Source organism: Oricola sp., from assembly GCF_022763245.1.
Classification (GTDB): Bacteria; Pseudomonadota; Alphaproteobacteria; order Rhizobiales; family Rhizobiaceae; genus Oricola.
The window spans coordinates 161,279-174,526 of the sequence record NZ_JALEGV010000032.1; the positions used below are offsets into that span (position 1 = coordinate 161,279).

The window sequence follows — 13,248 nt, forward strand, 5'->3', positions numbered from 1 at the left end:
AATGCCGATAGCGACTGCCTGACGTCAGGTCAGAAGCCGAAGGCGGGATTGACGGGGGCGGCCGGATAACGGGGCGCCTTTTCGCCTTCGGTGACGCGGCAGACGATGCCGGCGTTCGGGGCGTTCGGGTCGCAGGCGCTGGCGCCCGCCGGGATCGAGCCGGTGGTGCGGGTGTCGACCAGCGTGTGCTGCGGCTTCTTCACCTCTTCGGCGACAGCGGGCTGAAGGGCGGCAGTCGCGGCGACGAGGCCAAGGAGTGCGGCGGCGAGAGGCGTGTGGCGGGAACGGGTGTTCATCATCTTGTCCTTTCATTCGGCGCAGCGGGGAGGGCATGGCCGTGACGACGAGATGGGGGACCGGCGGGCGGAGGGCCGCGCGAATTTCGGAATCGCGGGGCGATTTTCGGAATCGATCAGAGGTTTTCGGAATCGAACGGCCGCTCTCCGACCGCGCGGCGGGTGCGGAATTTGCAGATGTTGCCGGGAGGGTTCCGGCCGCGCCGGACGGCGGCGTTCCTTCACGCGGGGATATCGGCCCTCATGGCCACTTGAAAGGCCGTCGGGGGCTGATAGATTTCGGCCATGACCATGAAACCGACCACGCGCACATTGCACAGCGAATTGCTTCTGTTGTGCGCCCGCATCGGCTACTCGCCACCGGCCCGCTCCTGATCGCATCCGTGGCGCCAAGGCGCCGACTTGTCTTCTTCAGGAGGTTTCGATGACCCATCAGAACTACACGCTCGAGCAGTTGCGCGCGATCGACAATGCGCATCACCTGCATCCCTTCACCGACCACAAGGACCTGCGCGAGGCCGGCACGCGCGTCATCTCGCGCGCCGACGGGCCGTTCGTCTACGACACCGAAGGCCATGAAATCCTCGACGGCATGGCCGGCCTCTGGTGCGTCAATGTCGGCTACGGCCGCGAAGAGCTGGTCGAGGCGGCGGCCGAACAGATGCGCGAGCTGCCCTATTACAACGCCTTCTTCCGCTGCACGACGCCGACCCCGGCGCTGTTGGCGCAGAAGCTCGCCGAAATCGCGCCGGCCCATGTCAACCAGGTGTTCTACGGTTCGTCCGGCTCGGAGGCCAACGACACGGCCTTGCGGCTCGTGCGCCACTACTGGGCGCTGGAGGGCAAGCCGGAAAAGAACATGATCATCTCGCGCAACTGGGCCTATCACGGCTCGACCGTCGCCGGCACGTCTCTGGGCGGCATGGCGGCGATGCGCGAGCAGCTGTACGGCGCGGTGCCGAACATTCGCCACGTGATGTGCCCCTATGCCTATGAGAACGCGCATCCGGGCGAGAGCGATCACGATTTCGGCCTGCGCGCGGCAAAGGCCGTCGAGGACGCGATCCTGGAAGCCGGGCCGGAGAACGTTGCCGCCTTCATCGGCGAGCCGATCCAGGGCGCCGGCGGCGTGAAGATCCCGCCGGCCAGCTACTGGCCGGAAATCCAGCGCATCTGCGACGAATACGACGTGCTGCTCATGCTCGACGAGGTGATCACCGGTTACGGGCGCACGGGCGAATGGTTCGCCGCGCAGTCCATGAACATCAAGCCGGACACGATGACGACGGCGAAGGGCCTGACGTCGGGCTACCAGCCGCTTTCGGCGCTGCTGGTGGGCGACCGGATCGCCAACACGCTGGTGGAGAAGGGCGGCGAGTTCAATCACGGCTACACCTATTCCGGCCATCCGGTGGCCTGCGCCGTCGCGTTGAAGAACATCGAGATCATTGCGCGCGAAGGCCTGGTCGATCGGGTGCGCGAGGAGACCGGGCCCTATCTGCGCGAGGCGCTGCAGGCCGGGCTCGGCGATCACCCGATGGTGGGCGAGATCCGCACCTTCGGCTTCCTGGCGGGGATCGAGGTGGTCAAGGACAGGGACACGCGCGAGCGGTTCCAGCCGGAGGGCACGGCGCCGGTGGTCATTCGCGACCACGCCATCGCCAACGGCATGATGATGCGCGCCGTGATGGACACGATGATCATGTCGCCGCCGCTGATCTGGACGAAGGACACGATCGACATGGCCGTGGACCGCATCCGCACGGCCTTCGACATCGCGGCGAAAGAGCTGCGCTGATCCGGCGCTGCCTCGCCGCGCCTAATTGTAGAGTGCGGCGAGGCGCTTGTTTTCGGCGGCGTCGAAGGCGAGCTGGGCGCGATTGTGATCACGCTTGACGCGCTTGAGCACCTGCTGGCCGGCCGCGTCCAGCGCCTCGCAGGTCTTCCTGGGCGCAAGCGCCTCCAGCTGCTCGCCGAGCTTGCGGGCATGTTCCTCGGCGATGTCGATATGCACCTGCTCGTGCTCGCGCGCATATTCGGCGAGGAACCGCCAGGCGGTGCGCAGGCCGGGGTCGCTCGAATTCTGGTTGCTCCAGCGCGGCAGCGTGATGTTGGCGTCGATGCGGAACCTGGCCGTCTTGTAGCTGCAGCCGGTGTCCGACTTGTCGTAGGAAATCGCGACGGGAACGAACTTGATCGCCGCCGAGGCGAGCGCGTGGCCCTTCATCGGGCCCTTGGTGGCGATCTCGCGGTCGAGGTCGGCGCCGGTCTTGCCGCCGATGGAATAATAGGTCGTGGTCACGCGCGAACTGGTGGACGTGCAGGCGCTCACCGCCGCGAGCACGGCGGCCAAAACTCCGAATTTTCCGATCGATATCGAGCGCATGCGATTCCGGCGTCCGAATTCCCCTCATTTCTCATTACCCGATATGCGGTGGGTAGCCAGCGAAAAAGCGCGGTCGGGTGACGCGACGGCGCGTCGCGGGTTTCGGCCGGTTGGCGGCGGGGTCGGCGCGCCCCGGCTTGTTAACTGAAAAAACTGCCGGATTTAGGTTTGCTTAAGGTCTCAATAACCTCGTGGTAACCCTGTCGCGCCTAAAGTCCGTATCGAGGCAGACAGTCGATGCCTCGATCTCCGGAGAAGGTACTGCGTACCGGAGCTTGTACTTCCGCCGCGTATTTTGGTGGAGCCAACACTGCCGGTTTGCCGGCGGCCGCATGTGACGTTCGCGTTGCCTGCGGTTCTGGTGTATCCGCCGCCTCGCAGCGCCGGTTTCTCTTTCCCGATCCATCCAGATGTTCTAGGGCCACTCGTCATGGCCAGAGCGATCATGTTTCAGGGGACGGGGTCCGATGTCGGCAAGACGGTGCTGGTCGCGGGGCTGTGCCGGCTGCTGGCCAATCGCGGCATGACCGTGCGCCCCTTCAAGCCGCAGAACATGTCGAACAACGCCGCGGTGGCCGCCGACGGCGGCGAGATCGGCCGGGCGCAATGGCTGCAGGCGCTGGCCTGCCGCACCGAACCGTCGGTGCACATGAACCCGGTCCTGTTGAAGCCGCAAAGCGATCACGGCAGCCAGATCGTCGTGCACGGCACGGTGCGCGGCGCGGCGCGGGGGCGCGACTACCAGGCCTTGAAGCCGCAATTGCTGGCGAGCGTGCTCGACAGTTTCGAGCGCCTCACCGGGCAGGCCGACATCGTGCTGGTGGAGGGGGCCGGTTCGCCGGCCGAGATCAATCTGCGCGCCGGCGACATCGCCAATATGGGCTTTGCGACGGCGGCCGGCGTGCCCGTCATCCTCGTCGGCGACATCGACCGGGGCGGGGTGATCGCCTCGCTGGTGGGCACGCATGCGATCCTGCCGGAGAGCGACCGCGCGATGATCCGCGGCTTCCTGATCAACAAGTTCCGCGGCGATGTGAGCCTGTTCGACGACGGGCTGGAGGCGATCGAACGCTTCACCGGCTGGCGCTCCTTCGGCGTGCTGCCGTGGCTGAAGGACGTGTCGCGGTTGCCGGCGGAGGATTCGGTCGCGCTGGAGCGCCTCTCGGCCGGCGGCGGGGCGGGCGTGACGATCGCGGTGCCGGTCCTCGACCGGGTGGCGAATTTCGACGATCTTGACCCGCTGGCGGGCGAGCCGGGCGTCGAGGTCGTGTTCGTGCGGTCCGGCGAAAGGCTGCCGGCGCATGCGGCGGCGATCGTGATCCCGGGGTCGAAGTCGACCGTTTCCGACCTGCTTAGGTTCCGCGACAATGGCTGGGACCGCGACATCGCCGCCCATGTCGCGCGCGGCGGCCACGTGGTCGGGATCTGCGGCGGCTACCAGATGCTCGGCCGTGTCGTGCGCGATCCGCTCGGCATCGAGGGCGGGGCGAGCGAGGCCGAGGGGCTGGGGCTGCTCGACGTCGAGACCGAGATGGCGCCGGAGAAGCGGGTCGAGACCGTCGCGGCGCGATCGGTCCGCCACGACGTCGCGCTGTCCGGCTACGAGATCCATCTCGGCGTGACCACGGGCCCGGATTGCGTCAGGCCGGCGCTTCTCGTCGAGGGCAGGCCGGATGGCGCTGTCTCGGAGAGCGGGCGGGTGTTCGGGACCTATCTGCACGGCCTGTTCGACAGCGGCGCGTTCCGGGCGGCGTGGCTCGGCGAACTGGGCGCCGCGTCGCATGGCGGCGACCATCGCGCGATCGTCGAGGCGGCGCTGGACGCGATCGCCGCGCAGATGGAAGAGCATCTGGACGTGGAGGGGCTGCTCGCGGTCGCCGGATGAGCGCTACGCGGCGTCGGTGCCGCCTTCGGCGGCCAGGCGTTGCGGTGCGTCAGAGGCCGTCGGCAAACCGTTGAAATCGCACCGGTTCCGGCCGCCTCGCTTGGCGCGGTAGAGGGCGAAATCGGCGCCGCGATAGGTCATCTCGTAGGACGCGCCCTTGGGAAACAGCGCGCCGCCGATCGACGCCGTGACGCGGATCGCGGCGCCCTCGAAATAGGTCTTGTTGTCCTGCAGCGCCGACCGGATGCGTTCGGCCGCGTCGATCGCGCCATAGGGGCCGGCCTCGATCAGCAGGACGGCGAATTCCTCTCCGCCGACGCGGGCGACGTGGTCGCGCTCGAACACGTTGCCGACGATGCTGACCGCCACAGACCGCAGCACATGGTCGCCCGCGGCGTGGCCGTGGGTGTCGTTGATCGTCTTGAAATGGTCGATGTCGATCAGGATGAAGGCGTCGTCGTCGAGATGGTCGGGCCGATGCTCGCTGTCGCGTTCGTCGATGATGTCTTCCAGCGCTGCCCGGTTGAGCAGCCCGGTCAGGCTGTCGCGGCGCGCCATCTCCTGCAATTGGGCGTTGAAGGCGCTCAAGCGCAGCGAGACGAGCAGGAACAGGCCGACGAAGGGGGTGGCGATGGCCAGCGTCAGGGCGAAGCTGAACACCTGCAGCCGTGCGCCGTATTCCGCGGCGATTTCCGGAAAGAACGAGTGGTACATCACGCGCGACGCGATGACCGCGATGAAGGCAATGATCAGCGACCAGAGCAGTGTCTTCCTGACGGCGGACCGCAAGTCACGCACCATGAACAGTCGGTTGAACATCCGCTCTTTCGGGGGCTGATTGGGCAAGATATCGCTATGTAAAAGCATGGCGGCGGCATGCGTAGGGGAAGGTGTGATTTCCCCCTTCAAACGTACCGGGCATGGTTAATCGAGGGTAAACCGCCCGCGCGGACACCGACGCGGGGCGTCGCAATCGCGATTGACTCGCCCGTGACGCCCGGCCTAACTGGAGGCGTCATGGTTCCCGTCAGCGCCAAGCGATGCGGGACGAAGAGGGAATGCGACGGACGGACCCATATCGGGCGTTCACATCGCAGCCGACCCCGCGACTGTAGAATGGCGTGACGCCCGCTTCTCCGGCACGACCGGAGCGCCACTGGAGACATCCGGGAAGGCAGGGGCGTCGACGATCCGCCATGAGCCAGGAGACCTGCCATGACAACGAGCCGATGGGGCGGGGTGCCCCCGAACGGACGGAATCTCGAGCCGGATGCGGCGCACTCTCGGGGGGAGATTCTCAGTCTGAACGGGGCAACCGCCATGCGAGATGCGGGAGCCGGATCATTCCGTCCGAAAACGACATTGCGACTGCAAACGCCGTGCCGGCCATCGCCGGCGTGACGCTCGTGCTCGGCGGCGCGCGGTCGGGCAAATCGGCCTTTGGCGAGCGAATGGTCGCAGAGAGCGGCCTGACGCCTCTCTATTTAGCGACGAGCCGCGCCTATGACGACGAGATGCGTGACCGCATCCGCCACCATGTCGCGCGACGCGGACCTGACTGGACCACCGTCGAGGAGCCGGACGATCTGGAGGGCGCGATCGCCCGCGAGGCGCAGCCGGGCCGCGCGGTCCTGGTCGACTGCCTGACGCTCTGGATCACCAATCTGATGATGGCGGACGCCGACATCGCCGCGCGCAGCACCGGCCTGTGCGCAACGCTGCGTGCAACCACCACGCCCGTCGTCCTGATCTCCAACGAGGTCGGGCTCGGCATCGTGCCGGACAACGCGATGGCTCGGGCCTTTCGCGACCATGCCGGCCGCCTGCACCAGGAAATCGCCGCGCTGGCGGATGAAGTCTATTTCGTGGCAGCCGGACTGCCGCTCAAAATGAAGGGCTAGACCATGCAAACGAAGATCCCCGCCACCGTCATCACCGGATTTCTCGGCGCCGGCAAGACGACCATGATCCGCAACCTGCTGGAGAATGCCGGCGGTCGCAAAATCGCGCTCATCATCAACGAGTTCGGCGATCTCGGCGTCGATGGCGAGGTGCTGAAGGGCTGCGGCGTGGACACCTGTTCGGAGGACGACATCGTCGAACTGAACAATGGCTGCATCTGCTGCACCGTCGCCGACGATTTCATCCCGACCATGGAGCGCCTGCTGGAGCGCGAGAACCGGCCGGACCACATCGTCATCGAAACCTCGGGCCTCGCCCTGCCGCAACCGCTGGTCGCCGCCTTCAACTGGCCCGGCATCAAGACGGCGGTCACGGTCGACGGCGTCGTCACGGTGGTCGATGCGGCGGCCGTTTCGGAAGGGCGCTTTGCCGATGACCATGACAAGCTGGAGGCGCAGCGCGCCGCCGACGAGGCGCTGGATCACGAAAGCCCGCTGGAAGAACTGTTCGAGGACCAGATCCGGGCCGCCGACATGGTGGTGCTCAACAAGGCCGACCTGATCGACGAGGCGCGGCTCGAAAGCGTGCGCGCGGGCGTCGCGGGGCAGACCGACCGGCCGCTGAAGATCATCCACGCGACGCATGGCCGGTTGCCCGCCGACGTGCTGCTCGGCCTCGATTCGGCGACCGAGGACCAGATCGCGCTGCGCAAGTCGCATCACGAGATGGAGCACGAGACGGGCGAGGATCATGATCACGACCATGACGAATTCGAAAGCTTCGTCGCCACCGCCGGCGCGATCGCTGATCCCGACGCCTTCGTCGCCGGGCTGAAGGAAATCATCGCGCGCCACGACGTCTTGCGCCTGAAGGGCTTCTGCGACGTTCCGGGCAAGCCGATGCGGCTGGTCGTCCAGGCCGTCGGCCAGCGCATCGAGACCTATTTCGACAGGCCCTGGCGGCCGGACGAGAGTCGAGCGACCAAGCTGGTCGTCATCGGCTTGCACGACATCGACCAGGCCGCGATCGGCGCCGCCATCGCAGACGCCGCCGGATGAGGCGATGCTCTATCCGCTGTCAGAAAATCGCCTGGGCCACGAACATCACGATCGCGGCCACGATCCAGTAGCCGACCTCGATGCGGATGACGGCCGGCGGTTTCTTGGCGAACAGGCTTCCCGACGTGTTGAGGACGCAGAAGGCGAGTACCGCCAGCACGAAGGTCAGGAGCTTGCTCTCGACGGCCGTCACGCCGACGAACCAGGACAGCAACAGGAGGCCGAGAAGCTGCGTGACCATCGCGGCCACGGGCATCGTCTGGGCGGTGCCCATCTCGATGCCATGGCCGTCCGCCCAGGTCTTTCCGAACAGCATCGGCGAATACCAGAGCCAGCCTGCCAGGAATGCCGCGATCGCGCCGACAATCACGCCGATCCAGCTCACACCCATCGTGATTTCACCCATGATCATTCCCCTCGCTTGGTGACGTCATTCAACCCCATGGTTGAGTATTGGCGGAGGCCGGGCGGAAGGCAACACACAAGCGCGTTACCAAACGGCAGGCGAGGGCGCTGATGCATCTGCTGCTCGCCCAGAAGGGAACGATTGCGGACGGTGACGGCGAGGCGGTCGATCTCGGCCAGACGCCGGGGGAGATCTGTGTCCTGTCGGCCGCCGACACCGAACTGGCGAGCCTCGCGGCCATCGACCGGGACGAGGGATCGTCGCTGCGCCTCGTCAATCTCCTGCAGTTGAAGCACCCGATGTCGGTCGATGCCTGGATCGAGCGGACGGGCCGGCACGCCAGGCTGATCGTTATCCGCATCCTCGGCGGTGCAGGCTACTGGCCCTACGGGATCGAGGCGATCCACGCTGCGGCGGTCGCGCATGGCGTCAGGCTGGCCGTGCTGCCGGGCGACGACAAGCCCGATCCGGGGCTGGCGCGGTTCTGCACGGTGGAGCCGGGGGACTGTGACGCGCTCTGGCGGTTCCTTATCGAGGGCGGGGCGGAAAATGCGCGGGGTTTCCTGGAGGGCTGCGAAGACGTCCTCGCCGGACGGGTGATCGACCGCGAAGCCGCACCGCTGTTGAAGGCGGGACTGTTCGGAGCACCGGTGCCGGGCGAACGCGGCACGGTTGCGATTGTCTTTTATCGTGCCCTGCTGCAAGCCGGGCAGACGGCGCCCGTCGAGGCGCTTGCGCAGGCACTGGCCGCGCGCGGGCTTGGCGTTCTGCCGGTCTATGTGTCGAGCCTCAAGGATCCCGTTTCGGCGGCGACCGTGGAGGCGCTGTTCGACACCCACAGGCCGGACGTGGTGCTGAACGCCACCGGCTTCGCGGTCTCCGCGCCGGGTGCGGACCGCAAGCCGACCGTTCTCGAGCGCGATGGCGCGCCGGTCATCCAGGTGGTGCTGTCGAGTTCGCCTAAAGAGACCTGGGACGCGTCGCCGCAGGGATTGAATGCGCGCGATCTCGCGATGAATGTCGCGCTGCCGGAAGTGGACGGGCGCGTGCTGTCACGGGCGGTCTCGTTCAAGAGCGCGCATGTGTGGGACGCGGCGACCGAGTGCAACATCGTCGCCCACGAGCCGCTTGCCGACCGGGCGGACTTCGTCGCGGACCTTGCCGCGCGCTGGGTGCGGCTGCGCCGCAAGGACGCTGCCGACAAGCGCGTCGCGATCGTTCTCGCCAACTATCCCAACCGCGACGGCCGGCTTGCGAACGGGGTCGGGCTGGACACGCCGGCGGGCACGGTCGAAGCGCTGCGCGCCATGGCGGCGGCGGGCTTTGCGGTGGGCGACGTCCCGGCGGACGGCGACGCTTTGATCGACCACCTGAAGAAGGGGCCGACCAATGCGGCGGCCGACGGGCGGGAGATCCGCGAAACGATTTCGCTTAGTGAATACAAGGCCTTCTTCGCGACCCTTCCGGATCTGATTCAGCAACAGGTGACGGAGCGGTGGGGGGCGCCGGAGGCCGATCCGTTCTACCGTGACGGCGTGTTCGCGCTGCCTTTGACGCGGTTCGGCCGGGTTTTCGTCGGCATCCAGCCGGCGCGCGGCTACAACATCGATCCCAAGGAGACCTACCATTCGCCGGACCTCGTGCCGCCGCATGGCTATGTCGCCTTCTACGCCTGCCTGCGGGCCGTCCACGACATCGACGCGGTCGTTCACATGGGCAAGCACGGCAATCTCGAATGGCTGCCGGGCAAGGCGCTGGCGCTGTCAGCGAGCTGCTGGCCGGAAGCCGTGCTCGGCCCGCTGCCGCATGCCTATCCCTTCATCGTCAACGACCCCGGCGAGGGCACCCAGGCCAAGCGCCGGACCTCGGCCGTGATCATCGACCACCTGACGCCGCCGCTGACCCGGGCCGAGAGCTACGGGCCGCTGAAGGACCTGGAGGGGATGGTCGACGAGTATTACGAGGCGGCGGGCGGCGATCCGCGGCGGCTGAAGCTGCTCAAGACACGGATACTCGAACTCGTGCGCGACATCGGTCTCGACCAGGATGCCGGGATCGCGCGAGGCGACGAGGCCGACGCGGCGCTGGAGAAGCTCGACGCCTATCTGTGCGAGTTGAAGGAGATGCAGATCCGAGACGGGCTGCATGTCTTCGGCCGCGCGCCGGAGGGCCGGCTTCTGGCCGATCTCGTCACCGCGCTGGCGCGCGTGCCGCGCGGGCTGGGCGACGGGGCGGATGCCAGCCTGCAGCGGGCGATCGCCGACGACCTGGGGCTGGGCTTCGATCCGCTCGATTGCGCGATGGGCGAGGCGTGGGCCGGACCGAGACCGGACATGCTGCAGGCGGTGACGGACGATCCGTGGCGGACGGCAGGCGATACGGTGGAGCGCATCGAGCTGCTGGCGGCCGGGCTGGTCGGCGGGGAGATCGAATGCCCGCGCGACTGGGCGCGGACGCTGTCGGTTCTGGCGGGGGTCGACGCGCGGCTGCGGCCGTCTGTCGAAGCCTGCGGGTCGGCGGAGATCGCGGGGCTGATGACGGCGCTTGGCGGGCGTTTCGTGGAGCCGGGCCCTTCCGGCGCGCCGACGCGGGGGCGGCCGGATGTCCTGCCGACCGGGCGCAATTTCTATTCCGTCGACAGCCGTGCCGTTCCGACCGAAACGGCGTGGGAACTGGGGCGCAAATCGGCCGAACTGCTGGTGACGCGTTACGCGCAGGATCACGGCGAGTGGCCGGTCTCGTTCGGGTTGACGGCCTGGGGCACGTCCAACATGCGCACCGGCGGCGACGACATCGCGCAGGCCCTGGCGCTGATCGGCGCCAAGCCGGTCTGGGACGGCATATCGCGGCGCGTGACGGGCTTCGAGATCATCCCCGTCGCGAAGCTCGCGCGGCCACGGGTGGACGTGACGTTGCGCATCTCCGGCTTCTTCCGCGACGCCTTTCCCGACCAGATCGCGCTGTTCGACAAGGCGGTGCGAGCCGTGGGCGCGCTGGAGGAAGACGAGGCGGACAATCCGGTCGCCGCGCGCATCCGGGCCGAGACGGCGCGATTGACCGCCGAAGGCGAAGACGCGCAATCCGCCGCGCGCCGGGCGGGCTACCGCGTCTTCGGCTCCAAGCCCGGGGCCTATGGCGCGGGTCTGCAGGCGCTGATCGACGAGAAGGGTTGGGCCGAGCGTGCCGATCTCGCCGAGGCCTATCTCGTCTGGGGCGGCTACGCCTATGGCGCGCAGGCGGAGGGCAGCGCCGAGCGTGGCCTCTTCGAAGAGCGGCTGAAGGGCGTGCAGGCCGTCGTGCAGAACCAGGACAATCGCGAGCACGACCTGCTCGATTCCGACGACTACTACCAGTTCGAGGGCGGCATGACGGCCGCCGTCGAAACGCTGAAAGGGGCGCGGCCGACCGTCTACCACAACGATCATTCGCGACCCGAACGGCCCGTCGTGCGCACGCTGGAAGACGAGATCGGCCGGGTGGTGCGCGCGCGTGTCGTCAATCCGAAATGGATCGCCGGCGTGATGCGGCACGGCTACAAGGGCGCCTTCGAGATGGCGGCGACGCTCGACTACATGTTCGCCTTCGCGGCGACGACCGGCGCGGTCCGCGACCATCATTTCGAAGCCGTCTACCAGGCCTATCTCATGGACGAGACGGTGCAGGACTTCATCGCCGAGAAGAACCCGGACGCGCTGCGCGAGATGGCGGAGCGGCTGCTGGAGGCGATCGAGCGCGGGCTGTGGACCCCGAAGAGCAATTCGGCGATGTTCACGTTGAATGAAATCGGTGGCAGGACGCATGGGCAGCATTGAAATCACCGTCCTTGACGGCGCGTCGGAGGATCTCGACGATGCGCTTGTCGATCTGCTCGAAACGCATTCGAAGGAGGCGGGCAGTCCGTTCGTGGAAACCGACGTCGCCATAAGGGCGACACGGGACGGGAAGCTGCTGGGCGGCCTCTCCGGAAAGGCCCATCTCGGCTGGCTCAATGTGCGGATGCTGGCGACGGCGCCGGATGCGCGCGGCAGCGGCGTCGGCGCGGAACTGATGCAGCGCGGCGAGGAGGTCGCGCGCAAGATGGGGCTCGCCGGCATCTATCTCGACACCTATGATTTCCAGGCGCCGGGCTTCTACGAGAAGATCGGCTACACCGAACTGGGCCGGCTGCCGGCGGCCGGGGGACATCCCCGGCGCATCTGGTTCCAGAAGCTGCTCGCGCGGCCGGCATGACGGCGACGGATACGGGACCGGGACGGATGATCGAGATCGTGAAATTCGAGGGCGAGGACGAGGGTTTCGCCAAGACGCTGGACGACATGCTCGACGATCATGCCGCGGTGAACGGAACGCCCTTCGATCCGCAGACGGTGGGCTTCGCGGCGCGCGACGGCGACGGTGCCGTCATCGGCGGACTATACGGGTGGGCGCAGCTCGGCTGGTTCTTCGTCAAGCTCCTGGCGTTGGCTCCGGACGCGCGAAAGACGGGGGCCGGCGGGCGGCTGTTGGGCGAAGCCGAGGCGCATGCGCGAGCAGAGGGGCTTTCCGGCATCTATCTCGACACCTACGAGTTCCAGGCGCCGGGTTTCTACGAGAAGATGGGTTACACCGAGTTCGGTCGCCTGCCGGCGGCGGGCGGCCATCCGCAACGCATCTGGTTCGCCAAGATTTTCGATTGAGGGATTGCAGCAATGAGCGACGACACCGCGCGGGACAATGACGGCGACCGTCACGCCAGCAAGATGGCGAAGAAGAAGGCGGCGCGTGACAAGATCATGGCCACAAAGACCGGCGAAAAGGGGCTGATCATCGTCCATACCGGCAAGGGCAAGGGCAAGTCGACGGCGGCCTTCGGCATGATCTTCCGCCACATCGCCCATGGCCGCAAATGCGCCGTGGTGCAGTTCATCAAGGGCGGCATGGCGACCGGCGAGCGCAATCTGATCCAGGAGCGCTTCTCGGACATCTGCTCGTTCCACACGATGGGCGAGGGCTTCACCTGGGAGACCCAGAACAAGGAACGCGACATCGCCATGGCGCAGGCGGCCTGGGCGAAGGCCAAGGAGCTGATCCGCGACGAGACGAACACGATGGTGCTGCTCGACGAGATCAACATCGCGATCCGCTACGACTATATCGACGCCGGCGAGGTGGTGGCGTTTCTCAAGAGCGAGAAGCCGGAAATGACCCATGTGGTGCTGACCGGACGCAACGCGCATGAGGACCTGATCGAGGCGGCCGACCTTGTCACCGAGATGGAACTGGTCAAACATCCATTCCGTTCGGGCATCAAGGCCCAGATCGGCGTGGAGTTTTGA

The 13,248-nt window shown here is 67.0% G+C and carries 12 protein-coding genes and 1 riboswitch; of the genes, 8 read left to right on the top strand and 4 right to left on the bottom strand.

The window, feature by feature from the left end; translation table 11 throughout:
• Window positions 1-29: 29 nt before the first annotated feature.
• The gene (locus MRY80_RS14505; RefSeq protein ID WP_293291741.1) at window positions 30-296 is read right to left on the bottom strand and encodes a hypothetical protein; all 267 of its coding nucleotides are present in this window, start codon (window positions 294-296) and stop codon (window positions 30-32) included.
• Window positions 297-720: 424 nt separating this feature from the next.
• On the opposite strand from MRY80_RS14505, the gene MRY80_RS14510 reads away from it, so the two are divergent.
• Window positions 721-2,094, top strand: coding sequence for an aspartate aminotransferase family protein (locus tag MRY80_RS14510; protein ID WP_293291742.1), 1,374 nt, complete (start codon window positions 721-723; stop codon window positions 2,092-2,094).
• Between the two features lie 21 nt (window positions 2,095-2,115).
• Here MRY80_RS14510 and MRY80_RS14515 read toward each other — a convergent pair whose 3' ends face one another.
• On the bottom strand, window positions 2,116-2,640 hold the full coding sequence (locus MRY80_RS14515) for a DUF922 domain-containing protein (RefSeq protein ID WP_293291953.1): 525 nt from the start codon (window positions 2,638-2,640) through the stop codon (window positions 2,116-2,118).
• A 472-nt stretch (window positions 2,641-3,112) separates the two neighbouring features.
• Here MRY80_RS14515 and MRY80_RS14520 point away from each other — a divergent pair, with 472 nt between their 5' ends.
• A complete protein-coding gene (locus tag MRY80_RS14520; RefSeq protein WP_293291743.1) occupies window positions 3,113-4,567 on the top strand; it encodes a cobyric acid synthase in 1,455 nt (484 codons plus the stop codon).
• 3 nt (window positions 4,568-4,570) lie between these two features.
• Here the strand turns inward: MRY80_RS14520 and MRY80_RS14525 are convergent, their stop codons facing one another.
• A complete protein-coding gene (locus MRY80_RS14525; RefSeq protein ID WP_293291744.1) occupies window positions 4,571-5,386 on the bottom strand; it encodes a GGDEF domain-containing protein in 816 nt (271 codons plus the stop codon).
• Window positions 5,387-5,568: 182 nt separating this feature from the next.
• Window positions 5,569-5,800: riboswitch (cobalamin riboswitch) on the top strand.
• A gap of 146 nt (window positions 5,801-5,946) precedes the next feature.
• Here MRY80_RS14525 and cobU point away from each other — a divergent pair.
• Together cobU and cobW are read left to right on the top strand one after the other, a co-directional pair.
• Window positions 5,947-6,468: a bifunctional adenosylcobinamide kinase/adenosylcobinamide-phosphate guanylyltransferase gene (gene cobU / locus MRY80_RS14530; RefSeq protein WP_293291745.1), complete on the top strand. Its 522-nt coding sequence runs from the start codon at window positions 5,947-5,949 to the stop codon at window positions 6,466-6,468.
• A 3-nt stretch (window positions 6,469-6,471) separates the two neighbouring features.
• On the top strand, window positions 6,472-7,527 hold the full coding sequence (gene cobW, locus MRY80_RS14535) for a cobalamin biosynthesis protein CobW (protein WP_293291746.1): 1,056 nt from the start codon (window positions 6,472-6,474) through the stop codon (window positions 7,525-7,527).
• 19 nt (window positions 7,528-7,546) lie between these two features.
• Here the strand turns inward: cobW and MRY80_RS14540 are convergent, their stop codons facing one another.
• Complete coding sequence (locus tag MRY80_RS14540) at window positions 7,547-7,933, bottom strand: DUF1761 domain-containing protein (protein ID WP_293291747.1); 387 nt, start codon at window positions 7,931-7,933, stop codon at window positions 7,547-7,549.
• 110 nt (window positions 7,934-8,043) lie between these two features.
• Here MRY80_RS14540 and cobN point away from each other — a divergent pair, with 110 nt between their 5' ends.
• Genes cobN through cobO form a run of 4 tightly spaced genes read left to right on the top strand, consistent with a single transcriptional unit; the run spans window position 8,044 to window position 13,248 of the window.
• On the top strand, window positions 8,044-11,745 hold the full coding sequence (gene cobN, locus MRY80_RS14545) for a cobaltochelatase subunit CobN (protein ID WP_293291748.1): 3,702 nt from the start codon (window positions 8,044-8,046) through the stop codon (window positions 11,743-11,745).
• Window positions 11,732-12,163 (top strand): GNAT family N-acetyltransferase, encoded by a 432-nt coding sequence (locus tag MRY80_RS14550; RefSeq protein ID WP_293291749.1) that lies wholly within the window; start codon window positions 11,732-11,734, stop codon window positions 12,161-12,163. The genes cobN and MRY80_RS14550 overlap by 14 nt, the downstream gene beginning before the upstream one ends.
• Window positions 12,160-12,609: a GNAT family N-acetyltransferase gene (locus tag MRY80_RS14555; RefSeq protein WP_293291750.1), complete on the top strand. Its 450-nt coding sequence runs from the start codon at window positions 12,160-12,162 to the stop codon at window positions 12,607-12,609. The genes MRY80_RS14550 and MRY80_RS14555 overlap by 4 nt, the downstream gene beginning before the upstream one ends.
• Before the next feature lie 12 nt (window positions 12,610-12,621).
• Entirely contained in the window at window positions 12,622-13,248 is a 627-nt protein-coding gene (gene cobO / locus MRY80_RS14560; RefSeq protein ID WP_293291751.1) for a cob(I)yrinic acid a,c-diamide adenosyltransferase, read from the top strand.

Coding starts and splice junctions, on each gene's coding strand:
- MRY80_RS14505 (WP_293291741.1), bottom strand. CDS start 296: ATGAACACCCGTTCCCGCCACACGCCTCTCGCCGCCGCACTCCTTGGC.
- MRY80_RS14510 (WP_293291742.1), top strand. CDS start 721: ATGACCCATCAGAACTACACGCTCGAGCAGTTGCGCGCGATCGACAAT.
- MRY80_RS14520 (WP_293291743.1), top strand. CDS start 3,113: ATGGCCAGAGCGATCATGTTTCAGGGGACGGGGTCCGATGTCGGCAAG.
- MRY80_RS14525 (WP_293291744.1), bottom strand. CDS start 5,386: ATGTTCAACCGACTGTTCATGGTGCGTGACTTGCGGTCCGCCGTCAGG.
- cobW (WP_293291746.1), top strand. CDS start 6,472: ATGCAAACGAAGATCCCCGCCACCGTCATCACCGGATTTCTCGGCGCC.
- MRY80_RS14540 (WP_293291747.1), bottom strand. CDS start 7,933: ATGGGTGAAATCACGATGGGTGTGAGCTGGATCGGCGTGATTGTCGGC.
- cobN (WP_293291748.1), top strand. CDS start 8,044: ATGCATCTGCTGCTCGCCCAGAAGGGAACGATTGCGGACGGTGACGGC.
- MRY80_RS14550 (WP_293291749.1), top strand. CDS start 11,732: ATGGGCAGCATTGAAATCACCGTCCTTGACGGCGCGTCGGAGGATCTC.
- MRY80_RS14555 (WP_293291750.1), top strand. CDS start 12,160: ATGACGGCGACGGATACGGGACCGGGACGGATGATCGAGATCGTGAAA.
- cobO (WP_293291751.1), top strand. CDS start 12,622: ATGAGCGACGACACCGCGCGGGACAATGACGGCGACCGTCACGCCAGC.